This is a genomic window from Rhodococcus sp. USK10 (genome assembly GCF_019378875.1).
Lineage (GTDB): Bacteria > Actinomycetota > Actinomycetes > Mycobacteriales > Mycobacteriaceae > Rhodococcus_F > Rhodococcus_F pseudokoreensis.
The window spans coordinates 5,497,642-5,521,527 of sequence record NZ_CP076048.1; the positions used below are offsets into that span (position 1 = coordinate 5,497,642).

Below are 23,886 nucleotides of genomic sequence, written 5' to 3' on the forward strand. Positions count from 1 at the left end.
ATGCGTTCCCTCCTCAGAGTGTGCGCAGGCGCACGTTGACCTGCTTGGTCTGGGTGAAGCCGGCGATCATGCCCTCGAGGGACACCTCGCGGCCGAGGCCGCTCTGCTTGTATCCGCCGTAGGACTGGCCGACCATCTGGCCGCCACCCTGGTTGACCTGCACCCACCCGGTTTCGAGTGCGTGGGCCGTGGACAGGGCCAGGTCGAGGTTGTGCGTCCACACGTACGCGGCCAGACCGTAGTGCGAGTCGTTGGCCATCGAGATGACGTCGGCGTGGTCGTTCCACGGGATCGCGACCAGGGCGGGTCCGAAGATCTCTTCCCGCGACAGGCGCCAGGTGTTGTCGGCGCCGGAGAAGACGGTCGGTCCCATGTAGTAGCCGTCGGTGTTGCCGATCCGGTCGGGGGAGCCGTCGAGGACTGTGGAGACCTTCGTCGAGCTCAGGCCGTCCTCGAGGAATCCGTTCACCGACGCGAACTGCTTGTCGTTGATGATGGCGCCCATGTCCGTCGCCTCGTCCAGCGGGTTACCGACTTTCAGGCCGGCGAGGGTGGTGACGAGTCGGTCGAGGACCTGGTCGTAGATGTCCTGGTGCAGGAACAGGCGGGAGCCGGCGGTGCAGCTCTGGCCCTGCCGGTGCACGCGGGTGGAGAGCAGCAGTTGGTTGATGAAGTCGTCGTCGACGTCGACGTCGGGGAACACGATGGACGGGTTCTTGCCGCCGAGTTCGAGGGAGACGTGGGCCAGGCGGCCGCCGGCTTCGCGGGCCACGTGTCGGCCGACCTCGGTGGAACCGGTGAAGGAGACCTTGTGGACGTCCGGGTGCTGCACGAGCGCCTCACCGGCCACCCTGCCGGATCCGGTGAGGACGTTGAGGACACCGGCGGGCAGGTATTCGGCGCAGATCTCGGCGAGCAGCAGGACGCTGAGCGGTGCGGCTTCGGCGGCCTTGACGACGACGGTGTTGCCGGCGACGAGGGCCGCGGGGATCTTGAAGCCGGCGATCATCAGCGGGGAGTTCCAGGGCAGGATGGCGCCGATGACGCCGAGCGGCTCCTGCCGGGAGTACTGCAGCTGGTCGTCGCCTGCAGGCAGTACGGTGCCCTTGATCTCACCCGCGACGCCGGCGAAGTAGCGGAACAGGTTCGCCAGGGTGGCGACCTCGGGGCGGGCCTGGGTGCGCAGCGCGTTGCCGGTGTCGAGGGCGGTGAGCCGTGCGAGTTCCTCGGAGCGGGCGTCGATGGCGTCGGCGATCTTCGCCAGGATCCGGGCCCGTGCGGTGAAGTGCTGGGAACGCCACTGCGGGAACGCCTTGTTCGCCGCGCGGACCGCCCGATCGACATCCTCGGTGCTCGACGACGGGACGCGGCCGATCACGTGCTCACGCAGGACCGGGGTCGTCACGTCCGTCCATTCGCCGGAGCGGGCTTCGACCCAACCGCCGTCGACGAACATGGGGTAGTCGCGGGCTTCGGGAATCGCGAGATCAGCGAGTGTGGGCTGAGTGGAGGTCATGTCGGAATCTCCTTGATAAGGGATAGCTCTGCTGCGAGTGCAGCGAAGACGGAAGCAATGGGGGCAGTGCTAGGGAGTGGGCGCGACACTTCCGCGCTCGGACAGCGCGTCGATCGCGTGGGCGTAGACGTCGTCGACCTCCCCGTCCGCATCGACCGTCAGCAGCAGTGCCGAGTAGTAGTCGAGCAGCGGGCGGGTCTCGTCGTGATAGACCCGCAGACGTCGACGGATGACGTCCTCGGTGTCGTCGGCGCGTCCGCGGGCCAGCATCCGCCCGACGACCGCATCGTCCGCGATCGAAAAGTCGAGAACAGCGTTGATTTGGATCAGCTGCTCGGCCAGGACTTCGTCGAGGGCGATTGCCTGAGCCACGGTGCGGGGGAAGCCGTCCAGAATGAACCCGGCGGTCGTGTCGTCGTCGGCGAGTCGCCCCACCACCATCCCGATGGTGACGTCGTCCGGCACCAGGTCGCCTGCATCGAGGAACGACTTCGCTCGCAGGCCCAGTTCCGTGCCCTGCGCGATATGGCTGCGGAACAGATCGCCTGTCGAGATGTGCGGGATCTGCAGTTCCGACGAAAGCGACTGAGCCTGAGTTCCTTTACCCGCTCCGGGCGGTCCTGTCAGAATGATGCGCACGGGTCATGCCTTCGCGTCGAAGGCGCCGGAACGGATCGCCGTCACGATCGCGGAGAAGTCACGGCCCGGGCCGTCCTGAGCGACGAACTGTTCGTACAGTTCGGTCGCACGCCGTCCGAGCGAGGTGTCCACCCCGTTGTCGGTGGCGGCGGCTTGCGCGAGGCGAAGATCCTTGAGCATCAACGCACTCCCGAATCCGCCGGCGTAGTCGCGGTTGGCGGGGCTGGTCGGCACCGGCCCGGGGACCGGGCAGTTGGTCGTCAGTGCCCAGCACTGACCGGACGCGGTCGACGAGACGTCGAACAGTGCCTGGTCGGTCAGGCCCAGCTTGGCGCCCAGCGCGAAAGCTTCGCTGACGGCGATCATGGAGATTCCCAGGATCATGTTGTTGCAGATCTTCGCGGCCTGTCCGGCGCCGGCGTCGCCGCATCGGACGATGCGGGACCCCATGGCGTCGAGGAACGTGGCAGCCTGGTCCACCGCGTCGGCCGGGCCACCGACCATGAATGTGAGGGTTCCGCCGTCCGCACCGACGGTGCCGCCGGAGACGGGGGCGTCCACGGCGCTGTGACCGGCGGCGACGGCGAGTTCGGCGGCGGCCCGCGCATCGGCGACATCGATCGTCGAGCAGTCGAGGAACAGGGTTCCCGCCCGCGCAGCCGGGACCAGGTCGGCGTAGACGTCGAGCACGTGCTTGCCGCTGGGCAGCATCGTGATGATCACGTCGGAATCCTCGGAAGCGGCGACGGCACTGTCAGCGAAGGCGATTCCGTGTGCTTTCGCCTTCTCCGCGGCCGCCGGGGAGGGATCGAATCCGACGACCGTGTGGCCGGCTCGCGTCAGATTCGTGGCCATACCCAGGCCCATGTTTCCGAGCCCGAGGAAAGCGATCTTGCTCATCTGTACTCCTTGTGGTTGCCGACGTTCCACGCACGGGGCATCGATCCGAACAACAGGTCGTGGGTGAATCCCGGGAAGCGGGCCGCTGTGCGTCGCTCTCCGCCGGGAACGGTTTCGAGTGTGCCCGCGCGGGGACGATCGCGGAATCACCGAACCTGCACAGGGGATGTGCAAAATTGCATCGCCGCGGTCGCTCGGGCTTGCGATGCGTCACACTTGCCGGACCATCGCCCCCGGCAACTTCGGAGCAGGCGAAAACCGCGGGCGTCATCGACCTGGGGGTGCGCTGGATCCGACGGCTCGTCCTGATCGGGGCGGGTCTCGGCATTGCCCAGCAGTTCACTCCGGGACGCGGGCTATTCCGGACCGCTCTCGATCGAGAACGAGGACTACACCCTCGGCCAGTGCGAGTCCGTCGCCCTCGCCGTCGACACCCTCCAGCGTGCTCGCAGCGCAGCGACCGCCCGGACACCGACCGCGACGAGGTGTCCCACCGTCAACTGCTCGCGCTGTTACCGGCGTGAACCCGCCTCACTGGCGACCTGACGTCTCGACATACGACGCCAGGTTGGCAAGTGAGGACACGATGCCGGCCTCGTGGTCCGCTTGGCTGATGCCCGGTGGCACGTCCGTGGCGGTGACGGTCACCTCGGTCCCGCCACCGGTGGGGGTGAGTTGCCAGGTCATCGTCATGGTGCCCGCGAACGACGGGTCGTCGGCCTCGAACACCGCCTGCTGCACCACCCGCTCCGGCGGCACCAGGGCTGCAAACCCGACGTCGACGACATCCGTCGCCGCCGAACTCTTGCCGGGACTTTCGGCAGGGTCGAGGTAGGTCAGGATCATCCGGAACCCGCCACCGGGCCGGGGGTCCCAGTGCTCGATCCGACCCCGCATGCCCTCCGGCGGCAACCAGGCCTCGACGGATTCCCGATCGAGCAGGGCGTCGTACACGGTCGCCGGTGATGCCGCGATCACCCGGCTGGCGCGGTCGGTCCTTCCCATGGGCCGAGTCTAGGGCCGAGGGTGCTCGCGAGAGTCAGTTCGAATCAAAATCTGTCCATCTGGACAGCGAGCTGTCCGGCGTTTACACTTCTCGTGAAACTGGCCAAGTGGACAGCGAGGAGTTACCGCGATGACCGTCTCCGAAGAGGGCTCAGCCCGGCAGACGCCCCGCTACGGGGAGGGGCGCACCGCCCTCCTGGCCGCGGCGGTGCGTGTGGTTGCCGAGCAGGGCCTGCGGAAATTGACGTATCGGGCGGTGGCGCGTGAGGCCGGTGTCGCGCACGGGCTGGTGGCGCATCACTTCGGGTCCCGCGACGCGTTGCTCGAGGCGGCGCTGCAGTTCTCCGTAGACAACAGCGTGACCTCGATCAGCACCCGTCCGGGAAGTGGTGACCTCGACGCCGTCTTCGCCGGATTGGCGACGATGGTGGAAAGTAACCCCGACGACCTCGCCTTCCAATACGAGCTGATCCTCGAATCTCGGCGCCGGCCGGAGTTGCGCCCCTACGTCGAGGCGATCTACCGGGCGTACGTCGACCGGCTGCAGCTCGAACTCGAGTGCGCCGGGATGGACCCCGACCCGGCGTTGAGTCACCTCATCTATGTGGCCGCCGATGGCCTGGTGTTCCATCAGATCACCCTCGGTCCCCCCGAGCTGACCGAGAGGGCTCTCGCCCATCTTCGGGAACTGCTCCGGCAGAACAGTTCCGGACGAAGCGTGTCGCCCTCCTCGTCGGAACCGGCGACGCAGTTGTGCGCCGGCATCGAGGACCGAGTCAGCTATGGGTGAGATTGTCGAACGCCGGGATCGATCACTCGATCTCGACACGTTCCGGGAGTCGGTGACCGACAGTTTCGTCCCCTTGGAGACGTCGATCGCCCCCGATACCGATTTCGAGGGCTATATCCATGGCACCTCCCTCGGTCAGGTCCAGGTTGCCGAGGTTGTCGCCTCGGCGCACACGGTGCGCCGCACCCCGAGGACGATCCGCGCGAGCGATCCGGGTTTCTACAAGGTGGGTTTGCAGGTCCGCGGCTACTGCGTGCTGACGCAAGACGACCGCGAGGCGGCGTTGACCCCCGGTGACTTCGCGATCTACGACACGACCAGGCCCTATCAACTCTCGTTCGACGACCGGTTCCGGATGCTGGTCATGATGTTCCCGCGCGAGCTGCTGCGGATTCCGCCCGCCGGGATAGCGGAGCTCACGGCACGGCGGATCTCCGGTCGCCAAGGCATGGGCGCCCTGGTCGCGCCGTTCGTCAAGGATCTGGGCGAGCGGGTGTTCGATACCGAGCCCGCGGTGGCGGTGCATCTCAACGACGCGGTCCTCGACGTGCTCGCCGCGGCGTTCGCCGAGCAACTGCAGATCACCGACAGCCTGTCGCTCGAATCGCGGCACACGGCCCTCCGCGTCCGGGTCGGCACGTTCATCGAGGAGCATCTGACGGATCCGGGCCTCGATACGGCGATGGTCGCTGCCGCGCATCATATTTCGGTGCGGCATCTGCAGAAGATCTTCGAGGCGGACGGCACCCCCGTGGGCGGGTGGATCCGAGAACGCCGACTCGAGCAGTGCCGGCGAGATCTCCTCGACCCGCGACTTTGCCACCTCCCGGTGGCCGCAGTGGGAGCGCGTTGGGGGTTCTCCGACCCGGCGCATTTCTCGAGGTTGTTCAAGGCGCGTTTCGGAGTCACCGCCGGCCGCTATCGGTCGGCCGGCGGTGCTCTCGATCAGCCTGTCGACTGAGAGCCCTACTCGGCCATCTGCGGAACCGGGGTGGTGACGGCAGGCGCAGTGGTCCGCCGGGGCTGGGCAGCCATGATCAGTGCCAGCGACAGGACCAGTCCCGCGGCGCTGACCGCGATCAACGTTCCGTATCCGCCCGCGCTCTCGACGAGGCGGCCTCCCATGAACGGGCCGATCGCGAAGCCGCCGCCGATGGCGATGTTGGCGAGGTTCACCAGTCGTCCCGACCGGTCCAGTCCGGACAGGGTAGACATGATGTAGGGGAGGATGAACGTCCAGGTGAACTTGAAAAGCAGTGCTGCAATGGTGAATCGGAGCAGTCCCGGCATTCCGGCGAGCAGACCGACCGACAGGGTCATCGCCACATACCCGACGAGAAGGTTGGTTCTCGTGCTCGGCCGGGCGCCCAGGACGGTGGCCAGTGCCGAACCGGCGATACCCAGGACGGTGGCGATCGACAAGATCGCGCTCGAGGTTTCGGTGCCGATGGTGGATGCAGCGGCGACACCGCCGACGAACGTCCAGATTCCGCTGAGGCTCACGTAGAAGGCGAGCACCGCGACGAGCCCGAATGCGGCGCGCAGCACGTAGTTGCGTGTCGGTCCGGTCGCGTCTGTGCCGGCGTGGCCGGCCGTGACGTTACGCTCCGGCAGGAATCGTGCGAGCGGCAGAACGAGGATCATCAGCACGGCGAGGGTCCAGTACACGATGCCGATTCCGAAGTTGTCGAAGAAGTGCGGAAGTACCGCCAATCCGATTGCCCCGAAGGACAATTGCCCCATCACCCACAGTCCGTACACGCGGTTGCGGTCGTGGGTCTGTGCGGCGAGCGACATGCACAGGACCATCAGTGACCCGCCCGCGAGGGAGGTCAGGAAGCGTACGGCGAGCAGGGTGCCGTAGTCGTCGATGTACGCGGAGCTGATGTTGCCGGCGATGAAGATCACGCCGAAGATCGTGGACATCGTCCGGATGTTGAATTTCTTCATCCACCACAGTGCGGGGATCGAGGCGAAGCTCATCGAACCGAGTTCGGCCGAGAACAAGTCGCCCGTCTGTGAGGGATTCAGGCCCAGCTGAAGTTGGAGCTGACTTGCCACGGCGGGGGCCATCAGCAGGAGCATGCCGACAACGGAGGAGAAGAGAACGATCAGTGCCACGCGTCCCTTGGAGTTGGGATCGGTGCTGTCGAAGGGAGTGCGTCGATCGTCGAGAGTGTGGGGCATCGGGTGGTCCTTCGTGAGTGGAGGAAGTCCAGGCTCAGTGCAGTCCGAGCTGGGTGAGGACGGTGAGCTGATCCCAATACCGCCGGGTCGAAGCGATCCGGCCGTCCTCGACCCGGTGGATGTCGCAGAAGGGAACCGACAGTGTGCGACCGGTGGGGCGGATGTCCTCTCCGTCCGGGGTCGTGAGGGGGCCGGTGTGGGTGCCGACGGCAACGAACTCGGTGACGATCAGCCCGTCGCCCCCGGCGAAGGTGAGCTTCTCGCACGTTCCGTCGCGGAACGGCCCGTCCCAGCGCTGGTAGTTGTCCGCCATCCCGTCGTGACCGGCGTGGACCTCTCCGGTGGGCAGATTCGTCCAGGTTGCATCGGGGGTGAACGAATCGACCCAGGCCGCGATGTCTCGGGTGTTCCACGCCTCGTACAAGGCTGCGACGGTGTCGAAATCAGGGTTGGACACGGTGGATCCTCCAGGTTTGGTCAACAGTCGGAAGGGGTGTATTGCGCTCAGGGCCGATGCAGATCGGCGGGGGTCGATGCGTCGGTGTCGAAGACGATGCGCCCCTCGAAGAGGGTCCGCAGCACCTGCGTGGATCCGACCTGCTCGGGCGGGACCTCGAAGATGTTGCGGTCGAGCACGATCAGGTCGGCGGACTTCCCGGCGGTGATCGTGCCCTGCACGTGATCACGGCCGACGACCTGTGCGCCGCCGAGGGTCATCAGATGCACGGCGGTGGTGAGGTCGACGGTCTCGTCTCCGCGTTGCAGCATGCCCTGCAGGGCCGGGAACAGGTTCGGATTCGGGGTGATGATCCAGTCCGAGCCGACGGTCATCGTGGCACCCGAGTCGAGGATGGTGCGGAACTTGAACGCATCGTCGTGCCCGGGAATGTCGAGATGCCAGATTGCGGGCGACATCTCGGCGATCATGTCGAGTTGACCGAATCGCTTGTAGTCGTCGTCGTGGATGAACGGGCAGTGCGCGATCTCGTGGGCCGGGCCGCCCGTGCCGTTGGTCCGGCGGACGGTCTCGAAGGCGTCGAGTGCGGCCCGCACGGAACCCGCACCGGCGCAGTGGATTTTCACCGACAATCCGGCCGCGTCGAATCCGCGCAGCACCTCGGTGAGTTGATCTTCGTCGACGAGAATGTTGGTAGGGTCGACGGTGCCGTGTGCGTCGAGGTCCGCCTGGGTCATGTGCGGCGGCAGGGGCGACCCGTCGAGCCAGATCTTGATGCGTCCGGTGTCCAAGTGTTCACTGGCGAATGCCGCTCGTTCGGCGATGGTGCGGTCGAGTTCGGCGGTATCGGCCATCCCGAAACCCTCCTCCTTCCAGACCAGGTGTGCGGCAACGTGCAGGTTCAGTGCGCCGTCCCGGTCGAGGTCCCGGTAGGCCGCGAGCGCCTGCGGGGACGCGGAGGCTTCCTGCACGGACGTGATGCCGTATTGATGGCACACCGACGCGGCCCAGCCGACGGCGTCACGGTAGATGCCGGCACGATAATCGGACATGGCGCGCATCACGGGCCAGCGGGCCTGCTCGACGAGTTCCCCGGTCAGCTCGTTCGTCCCTTCCCGGCGGACCAGCCGGCCACCGGGCGGGTCCACCGAGTCGGCGGAGAGCCCGGCGAGGTCGAGTGCGGTGGTGTTGGCCAGGGCGTGGTGAATGGTGTAGTCGTACAGGAAGACCGGCTGATCGGGAAACGCCTCGTCGAGGAATTTGCGGTCCAGTTCTCCCGCGGCGAAGTCGGCGGGCACGAACTCGCCGCCGACGATCCAGGGCTGTACGTCCTCGTCGACGAGTTCGGCGCATCTGCAGTGGCTGAGGTCGTGCACGATCTCCTGCGGGGAGCCGCCCGGTGTCAGACGAGCCTCGTAGCGAAACTTCAACCCGCTGAACAGCAGATGGGTGTGGGCATCGTGCAGCCCGGGCATCGCCATGCGACCGTCGAGGTCGACGAACTCGGTTCCCTCCGGGGCTGCGTCACGGACGTCGTCGTCGGACCCGACGACCGTGAAGATGCCGTCGTCGATCAGAACGGCCTGCACCCAGGGCGTGGCCGGGTCGACGGTGTAGATGCGGCCATTGAGCAACGCGGTTGGCATCGGTTCTTCTTTCCATCGTGGGTAGGGCGTCGAGTGAGCAGTTCGTACTGTGCGGATGTGGTCCATCAGGACATGGAGACGGCGAGCGAGAATCGTGGGTCGAGGGCGACGGTGCCTACGTCGACCGCGCTGTGCCCGCCGTCCACTGGCAGCACCGCGGCGTTGACGTAGGAGGCGGCGCGGGAGAGCAGCCACGCGATGGTGGCAGCGACTTCGGCAGCGTGCGCGGGCCGCGGCAGCGGGACGAGTGCGGAGGCGAGACGATAGGCCTGCTCCGCGTCGAGGCCGCGTTCACCGCCGAGTTCGGCCATTTCCTCGTCGGCCATCTCGGTGCGGGTCCAACCGGGGCAGACGACGTTGGCGCGCACGCCCTGTGGCCCGTAGTCGACGGCGACCGACTGCAGCAGCATGTTCAGTCCCGCCTTGGTGGCGTTGTAGCCGGGGGTTCCGCCCGAGGCGCGCAGCCCGCTGACCGAGGACACCCCGACCACCGCCCCGCCGTTCCGGACCAGGTGCGGCAGGGCGGTGTGCAGCAGACGGTAGGGCGCGGTGAGGTTCGTCTCGACCATTGCCGCCCAATCGCTGTCGGACAATTCGCCGACCGGGCCGGGCCGGACGATTCCGGCGTTGAGGACCAGTCCGTCCATGCGCCCGAAGCGAGTGACGGTGCTCTCGACGAGGCGGGCTACGGCGGCCGCGTCGGTGGTGTCGGCGACGATCGGATGTGCCCCGGTGGCGTCGGCCACCCGCTCGAGCGCGTCCGCACGCCGTCCGCAGATCACCACCGACCAGCCGGCGGCAGTGAGCGCCTGCGCGGTGGCTGCACCGATCCCGCTCCCACCGCCGGTGACGATGGCGACTGCGCCGGACGCCTCCCGGTCAGCGAGCGTGGCCTGCGGTTCGTTGTCTGCTGTATTCGTCATGGTGGGGGTCCTTCTGCGTGCCGAGGGCAGTGGTGCGGCCGACCGGACCGCGAACGAACAGATGCAAAATATCCAGATGGATAGATGTGATCGGTGGCACAAATATGCCCCGTGCTGTAGAACTAGTCAAGTGGATAGATGAAAAGAATCCTGGAGGACACCGATGACCGCTGTTGCGTCCACACCGGGTCGGAGTTCGCCGATGTACGGCGAGGGTAGGCAGGCGTTGCTCGCCGCGGCCGTCCACGTCGTCGCCGCCCAGGGGCTGCGAAAACTGACCTACCGCGCCGTCGCTCGCGAGGCGAACGTCACGCACGGCCTGGTCGCCCACCACTTCGGCAGCCGGGACGCCCTGCTCGAGGCCGCCCTGCAGTACTCCGTCGAAAACAGCGTCACCTCGATCAGCACCCGGCCGGGCACCGGGGACCTCGACGCGCTCTTCGCCGGGCTGATCGGGATGGTCGTCGCCAACCCCGACGAGCAGGCCTTCCAGTACGAACTGATCCTCGAATCGCGGCGGCGTCCCGAACTGCGTCCGCACGTCGAGTCGCTGTACGGCACCTATCGGCAGGCCCTGCGCGAAGAGTTGGCGCACGGCGGAATCGACTGCGACGAGGCGATGGCCCAACTGTTCATCGCGGCCGCCGACGGACTGATCTTTCAGCAGATCACTCTCGATCGCCCCGAACTCAACGAGGCCGCGCTCGCGCATCTTCGCCGGTTTCTGCGCTCACTTGCCGAGTGAGGTGGGCGACGCGTGAAATCCCAAATATAGTTTGCTGAAACGGAATTCGACTTTCGTGGCGCGCGACTCGTCGGCCGCGACCGCTCTCGATTGACTCGGCGCCACCGAAGGTATGCGGGATTAGTCAATGTTTGTACGGTTTCGGGCAATGCGGTTCCGCGAATCCCGGAGCAGAGTGAGACTCACGTCACGTGGCCTGGTCACGAGTATTTCGAGGAGTTCTCACAATGGATGTGCGCGAGCAGTTGCTGATCGACGGCCGCTGGGTTCCGGCCCGGTCCGGTGCCGAGTTCAAGACCTACGACCCGGCGACGGGTGAGCCGCTGGGCACGGTCGCGGACGCCGGCACCGCCGATGTGGACGCCGCGGTCGCGGCGGCGCGGCAGGCACTGACCGATCCGGCCTGGAAGGCGCTGGTGCCGGCCGCTCGCGCACGGCTGCTGTGGAAGGTCGCCGACCTGATCGAGCAGCACGCCGACGAACTCGCCGAACTCGAAACCCGCGACCAGGGGCAGCCGCTCGGGGTCGCGAAGACGGTCAGCCTCACCATGGCCGCCGAGGTCTTCCGCTACTACGCCGGCTGGTGCACCAAGATCGAGGGCAAGAACTCGGCGGTGTCGATCCCCAACACGATGCACTACACCCGCCGTGAACCGGTCGGCGTGTGCGCGCTGATCACCCCATGGAACTTCCCGCTGATGATCGCCGCCTGGAAGCTGGCCCCGGCGCTGGCCTGCGGCAACACGGTGATTCTCAAGCCCGCCGAGCAGACGCCGCTGAGCACGGTGTTCCTGGCCAGGCTGTGCGTAGAGGCCGGGTTCCCGCCCGGAGTCGTGAACTGCCTGACCGGCGGTCCCGCGGCGGGCAAGGCCCTCACCGAGCACGCCGACGTCGACAAGGTGTCGTTCACCGGGTCCACCGCGGTCGGTAAGCAAATCGTCGTCGCCGCCTCGGGCAACCTCAAGCGGGTCACTCTCGAACTCGGCGGTAAGGCGCCGAGTGTCATTGCGCGGGATGCGGATATCGACGCCGCGGTCGCGGGGAACCTGCAGGGCGCCCTGCTCAACAGCGGTCAGGTCTGTGCCGCCTACACGCGGTTCTTCGTCGATTCGAAGAGGGTGGACGAGTTCACCGAGAAGATCGCCGCCGCGGCGAGCGCGCTGCCGATCGGTCCCGGCATGTCGCCTGAGACGGTGATCGGCCCGCTGGCCTCGCCCGAACACGCCGACCACGTCGAGCGCCTCGTCAACGCCGGAGTCGCCGAGGGCGCGCAGTTGGTGACCGGCGGCAGCCGCGTCGGCGGCGAGCTGTCCGGCGGGAACTTCTTCGCCCCCACCGTGTTCTCGGGTGTGCGCGACGACATGACCATCGCCCGGCAGGAGATCTTCGGGCCGGTGCTGTCGATCCTGTCCTACGACGACGCCGACGAGCTCGCCGCCCGCGCCAACGACACCGATTACGGTCTGGCCGCATGTATTTGGACCAAGGACCTCGAGCTGGCGCACAACCTCGCCGCGTCGATCCACGCCGGCAGCGTCTTCGTGAACATGCTGCCGTTCCTCGATCCCGCTGCCCCGTGGGGCGGATTCGGTTCCAGCGGATGGGGCCGGGAGATGAGCTCCAACGCCATCGACGAATTCACCGAGACCAAGGGCGTCTGGGTCAACCTCGGCTGACCCGGCCCCGAACGACCCATCAGAACCCACCACAGATTCAAGGACACCTGAAATCATGAGCACCTCCACTACCTCGGCCTTCAGCTGGAACAAGGACGACTGGGCCTCGCTGAGCGAGATGGCCGACGGCTTCGACGAATACCGGCCCGCCTACAGCCGCGCCCTCGACGGCCGGGAACTCACCCTGAACGCCCGATTCGTGGATTCGGGTGACGAGTTCACCCTCACCCACGCATTCTCCGAAGCAGAACTGAGCTGGCGCACCGGCGAGCAGGCCGGCACCGAGACCTACGAGCTGTTCGAGATGCAGCCCGGACTGTTCTACCTCCACTACCGGCGCAGCGGTGAGGACCACCCGGTGGTCGTCAGCGCCGCCCTCGATCTGACCACCGGTCAGGTCACCGGCGCGGTCGGCGAACTCGGCCTCGGCCCCAACCCCCACCTTGCCCGCCAGCGGTGGTTCCAGGGCCAGATCGCCGGCAGCGCCGCCACCTCAGCCGACGCCCACGAGCCGACCGACGAGCTGATCGGGCGCCGGGTGCGCTACGCCTACAGCCGCGACGACGTCTACGACCACGTCTACCTCAACGAGAACCTCTTCACCTGGCTGTGCATCGGCGGCGCCGAGCTCGGTGTGGGTGACACCGACAGCTGCACCTACTGGAAGCTGCGCGAGCACACATACCTGTTCTCCTGGCTGGAGAAGAACGTCGGCGTCGAGGGCATGGTCCTGGTCGACCTGAACGCCCTCCGCACCGTCGGCATCCAATTCGGCATCGACCAGCAGAGCGGTGACCTGGTCAACATCACCATGGGCTCGTACGCGCGCGAATTCGAACGCACGCCGTCCGTCGACGACGCCCGCCCCGGACCCACGGCCTGACGCGGATCCGTCCGCCAACTGTCACCCACGAACACGCCGCGACACCCACCCCGCACTACCCCGCGAATGTCTTTCTTCGGAGGCTCCCATGTCCACCCCTCCCCACCAGGCCGTCCCGCCGCAGAACACCGGTCACAACGAGCCACCCGGGGAGGGTCGGGCGGGGCTGCGGGCCGGCAGGCTCGGGGTCGCAGCGATCGTGTTCTTCGTCGTCGCCGCAGTCGCACCGATGGCCGCGATCGTCGGCGCCTCACCCGTCGTCTTCTCCGTCAACGGCGTTGCCGCCCCCGCGACGTATCTGCTGGCTGCCCTCCTGTTCGTGGTCTTCTCCGTGGGGTACGTGACGATGAGCCGGCACATCACCAACGCCGGCGGGTTCGTCGCGTACATCGCACAGGGATTCGGGCCGCGGCTGGCCACTGCCGCCGCCGGGCTGGCCATCCTGGCCTACACGGCGCTGCAGGCGGCCCTGTGGTCCCAGTACTCGGTGTTCGCGCAACAGTTGATCACCGACAAACTCGGTGTCGACGTGCCGGCGTGGGTGCTGCTGTTCGCCACCCTGGCCCTGGTCACCGCGCTCACCGTCCGCGGTGTCGACGTCAGCCTGAAGGTGCTGGGACTGCTCGTGTTGGCCGAGATCGCCGCCTTCGTCGTCCTGGACGTCGCGATCATTTTCGGGGGCGGTGTCTCGGGGAATTCGCTGGAGGCCTTCGATCCCTCCGCATTGGTCGGTCCGGGGCTCGGTGTGGCGTTCCTGTTCTGCATCACCTGCTTCACCGGTTTCGAGGCCACCGTCGTCTTCTCCGAGGAAGCGAAGGACCCGCACCGCACCATTCCCCGCGCCGTGTACACCTCGATCGCGTTCATCGGCGTCTTCTACGCCCTGACCACCTGGGCGCTGGGCAACTCCGTCGGCGCGGACACCGTCCAGGCCGCCGCAACCGACGACCCGGCCGGATTCGTGTTCGCCGTCGCCGAGGCCGAAGTCGGTCCCTGGTTGAGCACCGTGATGGAAATCCTGGTGGTCACGAGCTTCATCGCCATGCTCATCGGCTTCCAGAACATGTTCTCCCGCTACCTCTATGCGCTGGGGCGAGCGAAAGTGCTGCCGCACCGCCTCGGTGAAGCCAACGCCAAGACCGGCACCCCCGCTGCGGCTGCCCTGGTGGTCGGCATCTCGCTCGCGATCCTCCTCGCCGCCTTCGCCCTCGCCGGAGCGGACCCGATCACCGTGACGTTCAGCTGGTTGCTCTCGCTGGGTACCGTCTCGCTCATCGTGATCCTCGCCCTCACCTCGGCGTCGATCATCGCCTTCTTCGCCCGCACCCGTCTGGAGACGAGCATCTGGAAGACCAGGGTGGCACCGGCCGGTGCGCTCCTCGGGTTCGCGGTGGTCGTCTGGCTCGCCGTGCAGAACTACGGCGTCCTGCTCGGCGGGCAGGGCGGCGTCGCACGGTGGCTGCTCTTGCTGATCCCGCTCTGCGCGGCACTGGGATTCGGCTGGGCAGCACTACGTCCGAACATCGACTACCAGGCCGAACTCGTCTGACCGTGTTGCCGAATCACCCGCCGCAGTCCTCGACAGGCGGTGGGTGATTCGGCGTCGGCGAATCTGGTGGTCGGCCGCCGCTACCGGTCACGTCAGGCCGGTGTCGCGCCGTCCCGGCGGAGGTGGCGGGCGAAGAACCGGGCCGAGCTGTCGCGCTCGTATTCGGGCACCTGGGTGTACCCACCCGGGTGGGCGTGCAGTGTCTTCTCCCTCGAGCCGAAGGCGTCGAACAGTGCGAGGCCGGCTCGGCGGTCGATGTATTCGTCGTCCCACGGAATCCGGTACTCGATCGGAACGGTGATCTTGCGTGCCGTCTCGATCAGAGCGTCGTCGACGAAGACCGCACCGATGCTCAGGGCGGCGATCCGGGGTTCGACCGTCGCCAACATCAGCCCGGTCACGACACCCAGCGTCATGCCGCCGTAGCCGACGGGCGCATCGGCGCCGATCTCGGGGAGTGCCTGCAGGGCGTCGAGGGTGGCCTGCCATTCCGGCACCGCACGCTCCGCCAGCGACGCGTTGTAGTCGATGACGATCGGGGCGATCGGCTCGCCCGCCGCCCGGGCCCGGTGGATCGCGTCGCCCCACCGTCGATCCTGAGTGTTCCGCGGCCGGTCACCGTGTCCGGGCGCGTCGATGGCGGCGACGGTGTATCCGTACGTGGTCACGCAGTGGAGTGCGCCGGCCACCAGCCCCGGTGCCTTCTTGTGCATGCCGCCGCTGTGCCCCGACAGCAGCAGCGGCGCGCCGACGGTTCTGGATGCGGGTGACCAGAGCACGCCGGTGATCTCGCCCAGGGTGAAGTTGCGTTCGATGACACCGTTCGCCGATGTCTCAGAGGTGAAGTGCATGGTGTTGCCTTTCGGGATTGCCTTGTTGTCGAGGCGCTCCCGGCGACACCTACGTCGATCGCCCGGCCGTGAAGAGGGGGAGCACCCACCTGCGTACTGCGGTCATGGGTCTCACCTCCTCGCTCGAAGTCACGGTCTTCCGAACGCTAGCAGTGCGGGCGTCCTGCCCGCCAACCATTTTCCGGCCGTCGAGTCTCACGACCGTGTCCTCGCCCAAGTTTCGGCTCGCGTGAGGGCGGGGATTTCGATCTCGACATCACCGAGTTGCCGACACCGCGCCAAATCGAGGATGGTTTGCTCAGAGTGGTCAGCATTGCGGCCCCGAGTGGGTATCGACGAGTTCGGTGGGGCCGGTATGGCTGTGCTGCGCGCTGGTTACTGCTACCCCTCCGATGCGCATTTCGTAGGGTGTAGGCCTACGAAATGTTCCGATCGCTTGCACTTGCCTGCGAGAGGATGCTGCGTAATCTTGCCCCCCCGTTTGCCCGACTGGCTGTTCTTCGTGCGACTCGTGTGGTCCTTGGATCGTTAGGGTGTTGCCATGGAACGCCGGATCGACGAAGCCGTGGTCCATTGGGTCGAGCACGGCAGTGGGTTGCCGATTGTCGCCCTGCACGGTGCCGGCGTGGATCATCGTGAGATCGAGGCGGCCATCGAGGCCGTCGTTCCGGCCACCGGGTACCGGCGGATCTACCCGGACCTGCCGGGGATGGGCCTGTCGACAGCGGGTGGGCTGACCTGCAACGACGATGTGGTGACGTTGCTCGGCGACTTCATCGACGGCCTGGGGGCGGGCCCGGTGATGCTGGTCGGGCATTCGTACGGCGCCTATCTGGCTCGTGGTGTGGCCGCGCAGCGACCAGACGTGGTGCTCGGCCTGGCGTTGCTGTGCCCGGTCCCCGAGCGGTCGCGGAATGTGCCCGAGCACAGCGTGGTTCGTCAGGACGCCGATGCCTACGACGAGCTCGAGCGTGCGCTGTGGGCGGGGTTCGACGAGTACTTCGTCGTGCGCACCCGGGCCACCGCTCGCCGCTACCGCGACCATGTGGTGCCGGGGACGACGCTCGTCGACGAGGATGCGCTCGGACGCATCTTCGCCGGGTGGGCGGTCGACGTCGGATCGAGTGCGTTCGCGGGGCAGACGTTGATCGTGGCGGGCCGGCGCGATTCGGTCGCCGGGTACGCCGACGCGTGCGAATTGGCCGAGCGCTACCCGCACGCCACCCTGGCCGTCCTCGAGGACGCCGGCCATGCGCTCGTGCACGAGCGGCCCGAACTGCTCGCCGCGCTGCTCGGCGATTGGCTCGATCGCCTCGATCGGAAATAGTTCCGGGGGCGATGTCGAGAACCGGTGATCGGCTGCGTCCCTGGGGTGAATGTGGCCAGAATGGGTCGCATCCGTACCGAGGAGAACATGATGGCCAAGTACTTGCTGCTCAAGCATTACCGCGGCGCGCCGGAGGCGGTGAACGACGTGCCGATGGCGGAGTGGACGCCGGAGGAGATCTCGGCGCACGTGCAGTACATGCAGGATTTCGCGGCCAAGCTGGAGGGGACCGGTGAGTTCGTCGATGGTCAGGCGCTTGCTCCGGAGGGGACGTTCGTCCGTTACGACGGGGAGGGGCGGCCGCCGGTGACGGACGGCCCGTTCGCGGAGACGAAGGATCTGATCGCCGGGTGGATGGTGATCGACGTCGAGACCTATGAGCGGGCGCTCGAGCTGGCTGGGGACCTGTCCGCGGCGCCGGGTGCGGGTGGGAAGCCGATCCACGAATGGCTCGAGCTGCGCCCGTTCCTGACCGAGCCGCCCACGATCACGGACTGACACTCCGGATCAGGCTTCGAGACCGAGCGCGTTCCGGCCGGCGTCGAAGCTGCGGAGCGCCGCGCCGACCGCTGCCGCCGCGGTGATCTCGAAGATCTGATCCTCGGTGTCCCGCGGCGGTGAGCCGGGCAATGTCGGTGTCGGTGATCGTGTACGACGCGTCACGGACGGCGGTGACGTAGGACTGGCAGGGTTCGGGCAGTGGACCGCCCGCTGCGGCGGCGGCGCGCAGGGATGGGTCGGTGGTGGCAGGTGCGTCCAGCACCGCGTGGCGCAGATCGGCCGCGACGTCACCGTGGTCGGTGGGCTTCCCGTCGGCAAGCAGGAAACCCGGGAAGCGGCCGCGGAACCGGGCAGGTCGGCGACCCCGACGGCGTCGACGCGGTTCGGGGTCCGGGGTCCGGGTGAGTTGCTCGAGGAACTCGCGGACGGCGCGCAATGGGGGCCGTGCCGAGGCGGGATCGGCCGGGTCGATCTCGCCTCGGCCGGCGATGCGGGTGGCGCTTCGCGTCGTCACGTCATTGTCCTAGGGGAACGGATCGGCGTGCCCGCCGTTTCGGCGCGGCGCACGGGCTGATGTCGGTACCGCTCCCGTCCGGCCGATTCGGGCGTCGGCATCCGACGGGTAGGCGGTGCGGCTCAGTGTGCGAGCCGAAAGGAGCTGCAGCCGAATTCGTCCGGGATTCGAGGGTAGGACGAGTGCCGTCTTCGGACTCGAAGCTCGTTGTAGGGCAACACTGAACGAGGCACACACTGCCTCCCCGCCGGTCGCGTCGGGTGGCGGTCGCGAACCGCCAGACCGCGGCCCATCGGCAGAGGTACCGTGGTCAGCGGGGGTACGTGAGAAGGTGACGGTTCATGCCGCTCGGTGGCAGGGCGAACGTGGGGAATCTTCCCCATGAGCTGACGAGTTTCGTCGGCCGTCGCCGTGAGATCGTCGAGGTTCGCCGGCTGCTGTCGGTGTCGCGGCTCGTGACGTTGTCGGGTATCGGGGGCGTGGGAAAGACCAGGCTCGCGTTGCGGGTCGCCGCGGACTCCCTGCGCGCGTTCGACGACGGCGTGTGGTTGGTCGAGTTGGGGGAAGTGCAGGAGCCGGGCGCCGTCGTCGACGCGGTCCTGTCGGGGTTGGGGCTTCGCGAGGGCGGGGGCGCCGCACCCGAGGCATTGCTCGTCGAGTACCTCGTGGCACGGAAACCGCTGCTCGTACTGGACAACTGTGAGCATCTTGTCGAACCGGCCGCCGACCTCGCCGGTTCCCTTCTGCGCGCGTGCCCGGAACTTCGGATTCTCGCGACCAGCCGGGAACCGCTCGGAATCGGGGGAGAAGCGGTGTACCGGGTGCCGCCCCTGACCATGCCGGACCCGGACCGCCCGTCCCCGGCCGGCGGGGACATCGACCACCACGAGGCGATGAGCCTGTTCGCCGAACGCGCGGCGATGGTGGTCCCGGGCTTCGCCGTCACCGGGAACAATCAGGATGTCGTGGCGAGGATCTGTCGTCGACTGGACGGTCTGCCGCTCGCGATCGAGTTGGCGGCCGTGCGGCTGCGGGCAATGTCGGAGGATCAGATCCTGCAACGGCTGACAGATCGGTACGGGCTGCTGACCACGGGCGGTCGTGGTGCGCCGGTCCGGCAGCAGACTTTGGCATGGTGCATCGACTGGAGTCACGAGTTGTGTTCGCCGGCCGAGCGGGAGTTGTGGGGCCGGTTGGCGGTGTTCTCGGGCGGCTTCGCGCTCGACGCGGTCGAAGGCATCTGCGGCCATGTCAGGGGTGCGGATCAGGTGGTCGATGTGGTGGGGTCGTTGATCGACAAGTCGATCCTGATCCGGGAAGAGGCGGGCGGGGTGGTGCGGTATCGGCTGCTCGAGACGTTGCGTGATTACGGTACGGAACGGTTGCAGGAGACCGGGGAGTTCGCATCGCTGTTGCGTCGGCACCGGGATTGGTACGAACACCTGGTGTTGCGGGCGGAGTCGGAGTGGATCAGCTCGCGGCAGGTGGCCTGGCTCGCGCGTCTCGACGCCGAACTTCCGAACATCCGTGCTGCCCTTCAGTTCTGCCTGACGGGTCCGAGTGAGGCGGATGCCGGACTGCGGATGGCGGCGGCTCTGTACCCGTACTGGCGGGTGCGGGGCCGGCTGCGCGAGGGCATGCGGTGGCTCGCGCAGCTTCTGGCGGTTCAGGGCGGCACGCCCGGTGTGGAGCGGATCAAGGCGTTGTATGTGCTCAGTGCGCTGTCGGGGCTCAATGGCGACCCGGATGCGTCGGCGCTCTATGCCGAGCGGGGAGCGGCGATGGCGGCTCAGGTCGGTGATCGTCTCGGCGCGGCGCTGATGGCCGATGCAGCCGGTTGGCATGCGCTGTTCATCGGGGAGTCCGCGGCGGCGTGCGAGTACTTCGAATCCTCGCTTCCGGTGCTCCGGGAGGACGGCAACCTGCTGTATCTGATGTGGTCGCTGCTCGGTCTCGTGCTGGCCGGAGACGCGGCCGGAGACCGCACCCGGAGTGAGGAGTGTCAGCGGGAGATCCTGCAAGTCACCGAGTCACGCGGCGAATCCGTGTACCGCGGATGGTCTCTGTGGGGTGCTGCGATGGGCGCTTGGCGGCGCGGCGAGGGCCCCCGTGCGAAGGATCTGGTCACGCGAGGGCTGCAGCTCGCACGGCTGGTGGACGACCGCATCAGCGCTTTGGGATGTATGGAGCTCCTGTCGTGGATTGCGGTGGATCAGGAGGCGCCGAGGCGCGCGGCCAGATTGATGGGTGCCACCGAGGCCCTTGTTCACACGGTGGGGAGTCCGAGCACCATTTTCCCGAGCGCACACCTCGAACATGCCCGGTTCGAGCAACAGGCACGCCTGGCGATCGGTGACCGCGCGTTCGAGGCGGAATTCCGGCAGGGCCTCGAAATGCGATTCGACGACGCCGCAGCGTACGCCCTCGACGAGACGGGGCCTTCCGATACCGCAATCGAGCCGGGACCCACGAGCCTCACGCGGCGCGAACAACAAGTCGCAGAACTCGTCGCCGAGGGCCTGACGAACAAGGCGATCGCGGGCAGGCTCGTCATCTCGCAACGCACCGCGCAGGGCCATGTGGAACACATCCTGTCCAAACTGGGTTTCACCTCCCGCGCGCAGATCGCGGCGTGGAGCATCGCGCAGCGGCAGGGCGAGAATTTGTAATCGTGAGTCGGATCGGCCGGGTGTCTCGACGACGGGCTATCCGCGGTCGATGTTCCGAACGTGTCGGAGGAGGACGCGAACGGTCAGTGCGCTGCCGGTGAGGAGTGCTCCGACTGCGCACCACGGTGCGGCGAGGGGCCACCCGGTGGACGGCACGGCGTCGATCAGGGCGCCGAGGGCTACGGATCCGAGCAGGACGGCGGCTCCGCCGATAGAGGCGAACACGCCGTAGTACGTCCCGAGCCGGCGGCCGGAGGCCATGCGGGCAATCGCATCTCGTGCGATGGGCATGGCGATCATCTGGCCGAGCGCGAGCAGGAGCACGAAGGCGGCGGGCGGTATCAGTCCGGGTATCCCGCGGGGTCGGGCGGGGACGGCGAGGGCCATGACGGCGAAACCGCAGGCCATGACGGCGAGGCCGACGGGAAGGGCGGCGAGGGTGTGTGCCCGTCTCGTGATGGGCAGCTGGGCGGCGACGACGAATACCGAGGACAGGGCGAAGAACCAGCCGAGCGGGGACTGCGAGCCCCAGGCGCGCTCCACCTCCAGCGGCAGTAGCAGGTACAGCTGGTTGTACGCGACCAACTGCGTGCTCATCGCCGCGGCGAAGAGAAGGAACCGCGTGTTTCCGAGGACCTCCCGCCAGCCCTCGCGCCAGCTGTCGGTGGCGTGGGCGCCGGGCCCGGACGGCAGCCACCGCAGGTGCGCGACCAGGATCGCGACGAATACCCCGGCTGCGGCGAGGCACGCGGCCGAGAAGTCGGTGAGCAGCAGTACCGATCCGACGAGCGGCCCGGCGAACGACCCGATCTGCCCGCACACGTTGAACAGCGCGAACGCGTCCACCCGGGACCGTCCCCCGTCGTCGGTGCCGCCGGCGGCGGTGGCGAGCGCCGATTCGACAGCGGGCGAGAACATTGCGCCCGCGAACCCGGTCAGGACGGTCGCGACCACGATGCCGGGCACCGACGTGAACAGTGCCAACCCGGCGAAACCGAGGATGCGGCAGACGCATCCCGTGAGGACCACCGGTTTGACGCCCCAGCGGTCGGCGAGCGAGCCGCCGACGAAGAACAGCCCCTGCTGCGAGAAGGTGCGGAGACCGAGTACGGCGCCGACGAACGCCGCCCGCAGACCGAGATCGTCGAACAGGTACACCGACAGGTAGGGCAGCACCATGAAGAAGCCGACGTTGAACGCGAGTTGGGTGAGGACGAGCAGCCGGACCTCCGGGGTCGCCGCGGCCAGACTGCTCGGCAGCGACCATCGACCCACGAAGCGCCGACGGGTGTCCGCTTCCGTCACGAGTCGTCGTTCCTCAGTGGACGGGGACGGGGACGGGACCCGGCTCGAACAGGATGGACAACCGTCCCTTCGCCTCGTCGACGAGTACCTCGGCGCGGACGTTGTACACCTGGGCGATCAGGTCCGACGTCAGCACGTCGGCGGGGGTTCCGCCGGCGACGACGCGACCCTCCTTCAGGACGATGACGGTGTCGCAGAACATGGCGGCGAGGTTGAGGTCGTGCAGGGCGATCACACTGGTGACCGGCAACCGCGTGACGAGCGAGAGCAACTCCAGCTGGTGGTGGATGTCGAGGTGATTGGTCGGCTCGTCGAGGAGCAGCTCGCGCGGTTGTTGCGCCAGGGCACGGGCGATCTGTACTCGTTGCTTCTCGCCGCCGGACAGTCTGTGCCAGAGCCGATCCGCCTTCGCCGTGAGGCCGGTGTGTTCGAGAGCGGCGGCGACGGCGGCCTCGTCGGCAGCCGGGTTGCCGCCGAACGTTCCGCGGTGCGGGATGCGTCCGAGTCGCACGACGTCGCGCACACTGATGTCGACATCGGTGTCGGCGTGCTGGCTCACGACGGCGACGGCGCGCGCAATGTCTTTGCGACGCACGGTGGTGAGGTCGTTACCGTCGAGGGTCACGACACCCGAGGTGGGGCGGACGACGCCGTTCAGCAGGCGCAGGAGCGAGGACTTGCCGGATCCGTTGGGTCCGAGCAGGCCCACCGTCGCACCCTGTGCCGGTGTGACGGTGACGCCGTCGACGACCAGTGCGCCCCCGCGGTTCCAGGTGACGCCGTCTGCGTGGAGTGTCACAGGGCTCTCCTTCGCCGGGACAGGATGACGATGAACGCGGGGACGCCGACGAGGGCGGTGCCGACACCCACCGGCAGCGGGGTGGGTGCGAACGCGACCCGGGAGACGGCGTCCACCCACACCATGAAGACGGCGCCCATCACCGCGGTCGCTGGGATCAGCCGACTGTGTGTGGGGCCCACGAGGAATCGTGCGGCGTGCGGGAGTACCAGTCCGACGAAGCCGATCGCGCCGGCGACGCTGACGAGGGTCGCGGTGATGACCGCCGTGACCACCAGCAGCAGGAGGCGGACCTTGCCGACGGCGATGCCGAGGGACGCTGCGACCTCGTCGCCGAAGGAGAAGGCGTCGAGGACGTACGCGTAGCGCAGGCACAGGGCGGTGCCGGCGAACACGACGATCGCGCACAGGGTCACGTCGTCCCAGCGGACACCCTCCAGGGAGCCGAGCAGCCAGAACATCACGCCGCGGGTCTCGTCGGAATCGGCGAACGCGAAGATGACGAACGACGTGAGCGCCGAGAACAATTGGGTGCTCGCGACGCCCGCGAGGACGACCCGGTCGTTGTTGCCACCGGAGATGTGGGCGAGGAGCAACACCAGCCCGAACGCGACCAGTGCGCCGATGAATGCGCCTCCGGACAGTCCGAGCGCGGCGCCACCGACGCCGAGCACACCCACCACCACCGCGCCGGTCGACGCACCCGACGAGATCCCCAGGACGAACGGGTCGGCGAGGGGATTGCGCAGCAGTGACTGCATGATGACGCCGCAGAGGCCGAGTCCGGCGCCGCACGCGGCGGCGACCAGTGCGCGGGGCAGGCGCTCCTCCCATACGATCGCGTTCTTCGACAACCGCACCGGAATATCCGCGAGCCCCAGGTGATTGAGCAGCACGTCGCGGACGTTGACCAGTGACACGTCCGCCGGTCCGAGGGTGACCGCGACGAAAATCGACAGTCCGAGCAGGGCGATCCCGCCGGCTGCGATCAGCGTCCCGAACAC

Annotated in this window: 23 protein-coding genes; 10 read left to right on the plus strand and 13 right to left on the minus strand. The window is 67.6% G+C overall.

The features are described from left to right. Window positions 1–13: 13 nt before the first annotated feature. The 3 genes from I1A62_RS32515 to mmsB all read right to left on the minus strand — a co-directional run bounded on the left by I1A62_RS32515 (window position 14) and on the right by mmsB (window position 3,085). A complete protein-coding gene (locus tag I1A62_RS32515) occupies window positions 14–1,516 on the minus strand; it encodes an aldehyde dehydrogenase family protein (RefSeq protein ID WP_124392103.1) in 1,503 nt (500 codons plus the stop codon). Window positions 1,517–1,585: 69 nt separating this feature from the next. Beyond that, entirely contained in the window at window positions 1,586–2,155 is a 570-nt protein-coding gene (locus I1A62_RS32520; RefSeq protein WP_219456410.1) for an adenylate kinase, read from the minus strand. A 3-nt stretch (window positions 2,156–2,158) separates the two neighbouring features. Further along, window positions 2,159–3,085 (minus strand): 3-hydroxyisobutyrate dehydrogenase, encoded by a 927-nt coding sequence (gene mmsB, locus I1A62_RS32525; protein ID WP_374710712.1) that lies wholly within the window; start codon window positions 3,083–3,085, stop codon window positions 2,159–2,161. Window positions 3,086–3,382: 297 nt separating this feature from the next. Here mmsB and I1A62_RS32530 point away from each other — a divergent pair, with 297 nt between their 5' ends. Next, window positions 3,383–3,601, plus strand: coding sequence for a hypothetical protein (locus tag I1A62_RS32530; RefSeq protein ID WP_219456412.1), 219 nt, complete (start codon window positions 3,383–3,385; stop codon window positions 3,599–3,601). On the opposite strand, the gene I1A62_RS32535 is transcribed toward I1A62_RS32530, so the two are convergent. Then, a complete protein-coding gene (locus I1A62_RS32535; RefSeq protein WP_219456413.1) occupies window positions 3,587–4,060 on the minus strand; it encodes an SRPBCC family protein in 474 nt (157 codons plus the stop codon). The two genes, I1A62_RS32530 and I1A62_RS32535, sit on opposite strands and share 15 nt — an antisense overlap. A gap of 130 nt (window positions 4,061–4,190) precedes the next feature. Between I1A62_RS32535 and I1A62_RS32540 the strand changes: the two genes are divergently transcribed. Both I1A62_RS32540 and I1A62_RS32545 read left to right on the plus strand, forming a co-directional pair. Next, window positions 4,191–4,850, plus strand: coding sequence for a TetR/AcrR family transcriptional regulator (locus tag I1A62_RS32540; RefSeq protein ID WP_219456415.1), 660 nt, complete (start codon window positions 4,191–4,193; stop codon window positions 4,848–4,850). Continuing rightward, window positions 4,843–5,811 carry a helix-turn-helix domain-containing protein gene (locus I1A62_RS32545; protein ID WP_219456417.1) on the plus strand — a complete coding sequence of 323 codons (969 nt, stop codon included), beginning with the start codon at window positions 4,843–4,845 and terminating at the stop codon, window positions 5,809–5,811. The genes I1A62_RS32540 and I1A62_RS32545 overlap by 8 nt, the downstream gene beginning before the upstream one ends. Window positions 5,812–5,816: 5 nt before the next feature. Here the strand turns inward: I1A62_RS32545 and I1A62_RS32550 are convergent, their stop codons facing one another. The 4 genes from I1A62_RS32550 to I1A62_RS32565 all read right to left on the minus strand — a co-directional run bounded on the left by I1A62_RS32550 (window position 5,817) and on the right by I1A62_RS32565 (window position 10,063). Then, window positions 5,817–7,037 (minus strand): MFS transporter, encoded by a 1,221-nt coding sequence (locus I1A62_RS32550; RefSeq protein WP_219456419.1) that lies wholly within the window; start codon window positions 7,035–7,037, stop codon window positions 5,817–5,819. A gap of 34 nt (window positions 7,038–7,071) precedes the next feature. Next, a complete protein-coding gene (locus tag I1A62_RS32555; RefSeq protein WP_219456420.1) occupies window positions 7,072–7,494 on the minus strand; it encodes an ester cyclase in 423 nt (140 codons plus the stop codon). Between the two features lie 47 nt (window positions 7,495–7,541). After that, window positions 7,542–9,140, minus strand: a complete 1,599-nt coding sequence (locus I1A62_RS32560) for an amidohydrolase (protein ID WP_257890596.1) — start codon at window positions 9,138–9,140, stop codon at window positions 7,542–7,544. Between the two features lie 65 nt (window positions 9,141–9,205). Continuing rightward, complete coding sequence (locus I1A62_RS32565; protein WP_124392112.1) at window positions 9,206–10,063, minus strand: SDR family NAD(P)-dependent oxidoreductase; 858 nt, start codon at window positions 10,061–10,063, stop codon at window positions 9,206–9,208. Window positions 10,064–10,226: 163 nt separating this feature from the next. Here I1A62_RS32565 and I1A62_RS32570 point away from each other — a divergent pair, with 163 nt between their 5' ends. The 4 genes from I1A62_RS32570 (at window position 10,227) to I1A62_RS32585 (ending at window position 14,916) form a co-directional block, all read left to right on the plus strand. After that, entirely contained in the window at window positions 10,227–10,808 is a 582-nt protein-coding gene (locus I1A62_RS32570) for a TetR/AcrR family transcriptional regulator (protein WP_219456422.1), read from the plus strand. A 227-nt stretch (window positions 10,809–11,035) separates the two neighbouring features. Next, on the plus strand, window positions 11,036–12,484 hold the full coding sequence (locus tag I1A62_RS32575; RefSeq protein ID WP_219456424.1) for an aldehyde dehydrogenase: 1,449 nt from the start codon (window positions 11,036–11,038) through the stop codon (window positions 12,482–12,484). A gap of 55 nt (window positions 12,485–12,539) precedes the next feature. Then, window positions 12,540–13,367 carry a MoaF C-terminal domain-containing protein gene (locus tag I1A62_RS32580; RefSeq protein WP_219456425.1) on the plus strand — a complete coding sequence of 276 codons (828 nt, stop codon included), beginning with the start codon at window positions 12,540–12,542 and terminating at the stop codon, window positions 13,365–13,367. Window positions 13,368–13,455: 88 nt separating this feature from the next. Then, the gene (locus tag I1A62_RS32585; protein ID WP_219456427.1) at window positions 13,456–14,916 is read left to right on the plus strand and encodes an APC family permease; all 1,461 of its coding nucleotides are present in this window, start codon (window positions 13,456–13,458) and stop codon (window positions 14,914–14,916) included. Between the two features lie 92 nt (window positions 14,917–15,008). On the opposite strand, the gene I1A62_RS32590 is transcribed toward I1A62_RS32585, so the two are convergent. Beyond that, the gene (locus tag I1A62_RS32590; RefSeq protein WP_124392117.1) at window positions 15,009–15,767 is read right to left on the minus strand and encodes an alpha/beta hydrolase; all 759 of its coding nucleotides are present in this window, start codon (window positions 15,765–15,767) and stop codon (window positions 15,009–15,011) included. A gap of 541 nt (window positions 15,768–16,308) precedes the next feature. Here I1A62_RS32590 and I1A62_RS32595 point away from each other — a divergent pair. Further along, the gene (locus I1A62_RS32595) at window positions 16,309–17,094 is read left to right on the plus strand and encodes an alpha/beta fold hydrolase (RefSeq protein WP_219456429.1); all 786 of its coding nucleotides are present in this window, start codon (window positions 16,309–16,311) and stop codon (window positions 17,092–17,094) included. A gap of 90 nt (window positions 17,095–17,184) precedes the next feature. Further along, window positions 17,185–17,592, plus strand: a complete 408-nt coding sequence (locus tag I1A62_RS32600) for a YciI family protein (RefSeq protein ID WP_219461545.1) — start codon at window positions 17,185–17,187, stop codon at window positions 17,590–17,592. Here I1A62_RS32600 and I1A62_RS46640 read toward each other — a convergent pair. Further along, window positions 17,582–18,109, minus strand: coding sequence for a hypothetical protein (locus tag I1A62_RS46640; RefSeq protein WP_257890597.1), 528 nt, complete (start codon window positions 18,107–18,109; stop codon window positions 17,582–17,584). The two genes, I1A62_RS32600 and I1A62_RS46640, sit on opposite strands and share 11 nt — an antisense overlap. A 341-nt stretch (window positions 18,110–18,450) precedes the next feature. Here I1A62_RS46640 and I1A62_RS32610 point away from each other — a divergent pair, with 341 nt between their 5' ends. Next, the gene (locus tag I1A62_RS32610; protein WP_219456431.1) at window positions 18,451–20,778 is read left to right on the plus strand and encodes a LuxR C-terminal-related transcriptional regulator; all 2,328 of its coding nucleotides are present in this window, start codon (window positions 18,451–18,453) and stop codon (window positions 20,776–20,778) included. Window positions 20,779–20,814: 36 nt separating this feature from the next. Here the strand turns inward: I1A62_RS32610 and I1A62_RS32615 are convergent, their stop codons facing one another. The 3 genes from I1A62_RS32615 to I1A62_RS32625 are packed head-to-tail and all read right to left on the minus strand — an operon-like array spanning window position 20,815 to window position 23,886. After that, window positions 20,815–22,083: an MFS transporter gene (locus I1A62_RS32615; RefSeq protein WP_257890598.1), complete on the minus strand. Its 1,269-nt coding sequence runs from the start codon at window positions 22,081–22,083 to the stop codon at window positions 20,815–20,817. 13 nt (window positions 22,084–22,096) lie between these two features. Further along, window positions 22,097–22,882 (minus strand): ABC transporter ATP-binding protein, encoded by a 786-nt coding sequence (locus tag I1A62_RS32620; RefSeq protein WP_124392120.1) that lies wholly within the window; start codon window positions 22,880–22,882, stop codon window positions 22,097–22,099. Beyond that, window positions 22,879–23,886, minus strand: a complete 1,008-nt coding sequence (locus I1A62_RS32625; RefSeq protein ID WP_219456432.1) for an iron ABC transporter permease — start codon at window positions 23,884–23,886, stop codon at window positions 22,879–22,881. Before I1A62_RS32625 ends, I1A62_RS32620 begins: the two co-directional genes overlap by 4 nt.